The sequence below is a fragment of the Arthrobacter sp. 135MFCol5.1 genome, assembly GCF_000374865.1.
Classification (GTDB): domain Bacteria; phylum Actinomycetota; class Actinomycetes; order Actinomycetales; family Micrococcaceae; genus Arthrobacter.
This window is the reverse complement of sequence record NZ_KB895482.1, coordinates 1-3,178: the sequence shown is the minus strand read 5'-3', so window position 1 is coordinate 3,178 and position 3,178 is coordinate 1. Positions and strand designations below refer to the sequence as shown.

At 54.8% G+C, this 3,178-nt stretch carries 1 rRNA gene; it reads left to right on the top strand.

What is annotated here, in order from left to right:
* Positions 1–34: 34 nt before the first annotated feature.
* Positions 35–3,163, top strand: a 23S ribosomal RNA gene (locus C563_RS0120695).
* The last annotated feature ends 15 nt before the right edge of the window (positions 3,164–3,178 follow it).

Here is a 3,178-nt window from a genome sequence, read left to right as displayed (position 1 = left end):
TGTGGTTCTCTCGAGAAATTTTTTTGATCTTTGTGGTCAAGTTTTTAAGAGCACACGGTGGATGCCTTGGCATTAGGAGCCGAAGAAGGACGTAGGAATCTGCGATAAGCCTGGGGGAGTCGATAACCGGACTGTGATCCCAGGGTGTCCGAATGGGGAAACCCCGCCAAGCGCGCGAGTGACTTGGTGACCCGTACCTGAACACATAGGGTGCGTGGGGGGAACGCGGGGAAGTGAAACATCTCAGTACCCGCAGGAAGAGAAAACAATAGTGATTCCGTTAGTAGTGGCGAGCGAACGCGGATCAGGCTAAACCGTTCCATGTGTGATAGCCGGCGGGCGTTGCATGGTCGGGGTTGTGGGACTTTCCATACCAGTTCTGCCGGGCTGGTGGGGTGTGATGTGCGCGCATAGGTGAACGGTTTTGAAAGGCCGGCCAGAGAGGGTGTTAGTCCCGTAACCGTAATGTGTTTGTGCCGCCTGTGAGAGTATCCCAAGTAGTACGGGGCCCGAGAAATCCCGTGCGAATCTGTCAGGACCACCTGATAAGCCTAAATACTCCCTAATGACCGATAGCGGACCAGTACCGTGAGGGAAAGGTGAAAAGTACCCCGGGAGGGGAGTGAAACAGTACCTGAAACCGTGTGCTTACAATCCGTCGGAGCCAGTCTGATTCTGGTGACGGCGTGCCTTTTGAAGAATGAGCCTGCGAGTTAGTGTTACGTCGCGAGGTTAACCCGTGTGGGGCAGCCGTAGCGAAAGCGAGTCTGAATAGGGCGTTGCAGTGGCGTGATCTAGACCCGAAGCGAAGTGATCTACCCATGGCCAGGTTGAAGCGACGGTAAGACGTCGTGGAGGACCGAACCCACTTCAGTTGAAAATGGAGGGGATGAGCTGTGGGTAGGGGTGAAAGGCCAATCAAACTTCGTGATAGCTGGTTCTCCCCGAAATGCATTTAGGTGCAGCGTTGCGTGTTTCTTGCTGGAGGTAGAGCTACTGGATGGCTAATGGGCCCTACAAGGTTACTGACGTCAGCCAAACTCCGAATGCCGGTAAGTGAGAGCGCAGCAGTGAGACTGTGGGGGATAAGCTTCATAGTCGAGAGGGAAACAGCCCAGACCACCAACTAAGGCCCCTAAGCGTGTGCTAAGTGGGAAAGGATGTGGAGTTGCCCAGACAACCAGGAGGTTGGCTTAGAAGCAGCCACCCTTAAAAGAGTGCGTAATAGCTCACTGGTCAAGTGATTCCGCGCCGACAATGTAGCGGGGCTCAAGTACACCGCCGAAGTTGTGGCATTCAAACATTTACTAAGCCTTCGTGGTTCAGGTGTTTGGATGGGTAGGGGAGCGTCGTGTGGGCGGTGAAGTCGCGGTGTAAACCAGCGGTGGAGCCTACACGAGTGAGAATGCAGGCATGAGTAGCGAAAGACGGGTGAGAAACCCGTCCGCCGAATGATCAAGGGTTCCAGGGTCAAGCTAATCTGCCCTGGGTAAGTCGGGACCTAAGGCGAGGCCGACAGGCGTAGTCGATGGACAACGGGTTGATATTCCCGTACCGGCGAAAAACCGTCCATGTTGAACAGGGGATACTAACCGCCCGAGACCTGCCCGCTCACCCTTGTGGTGTTGTGGGTTTTGGTGGAGCGCGGGACCTGATCCTGGGAGGCAAGCGTATTAACAGGTGTGACGCAGGAAGGTAGCCGAGCCGGGCGATGGTTGTCCCGGTCTAAGGATGTAGGGCGAGTGGTAGGCAAATCCGCCACTCATGGTGCCTGAGATCTGATGGGACCCCCGTTTGGGGGGATTTGGTGATCCTATGCTGCCGAGAAAAGCATCGACGCGAGGTTTTAGCCGCCCGTACCCCAAACCGACACAGGTGATCAGGTAGAGAATACTAAGGCGATCGAGAGAATTATGGTTAAGGAACTCGGCAAAATGCCCCCGTAACTTCGGGAGAAGGGGGGCCCCAACCTTGATACACCTTCGCGGTGTGGAGGGGATCGGGGCCGCAGAGACCAGGGGGAAGCGACTGTTTACTAAAAACACAGGTCCGTGCGAAGTCGCAAGACGATGTATACGGACTGACTCCTGCCCGGTGCTGGAAGGTTAAGAGGACCGGTTAGCCTCACGGCGAAGCTGAGAATTTAAGCCCCAGTAAACGGCGGTGGTAACTATAACCATCCTAAGGTAGCGAAATTCCTTGTCGGGTAAGTTCCGACCTGCACGAATGGAGTAACGACTTCCCCGCTGTCTCAACCATAAACTCGGCGAAATTGCAGTACGAGTAAAGATGCTCGTTACGCGCAGCAGGACGGAAAGACCCCGAGACCTTTACTATAGTTTGGTATTGGTGTTCGGAGTGGCTTGTGTAGGATAGGTGGGAGACGTTGAAGCCCGGACGCCAGTTCGGGTGGAGTCATCGTTGAAATACCACTCTGGTCACTTTGGACATCTAACTTCGGCCCGTAATCCGGGTCAGGGACAGTGCCTGATGGGTAGTTTAACTGGGGCGGTTGCCTCCTAAAAAGTAACGGAGGCGCCCAAAGGTTCCCTCAGCCTGGTTGGCAATCAGGTGTCGAGTGTAAGTGCACAAGGGAGCTTGACTGTGAGAGAGACATCTCGAGCAGGGACGAAAGTCGGGACTAGTGATCCGGCGGTACATTGTGGAATGGCCGTCGCTCAACGGATAAAAGGTACCTCGGGGATAACAGGCTGATCTTGCCCAAGAGTCCATATCGACGGCATGGTTTGGCACCTCGATGTCGGCTCGTCGCATCCTGGGGCTGGAGTAGGTCCCAAGGGTTGGGCTGTTCGCCCATTAAAGCGGTACGCGAGCTGGGTTTAGAACGTCGTGAGACAGTTCGGTCCCTATCCGCTGCGCGCGCAGGAAATTTGAGAAGGGCTGTCCTTAGTACGAGAGGACCGGGACGGACGAACCTCTGGTGTGTCAGTTGTACTGCCAAGTGCACCGCTGATTAGCTACGTTCGGATGGGATAACCGCTGAAAGCATCTAAGCGGGAAGCTCGCTTCAAGATGAGATTTCCATACACTTTATGTGTGAGAGGCCCCCAGCCAGACCACTGGGTTGATAGGCCGGATGTGGAAGCGAGGACTAACGACTCGTGAAGCTGACCGGTACTAATAGGCCAACAACTTACACCACACAGATACATACAAA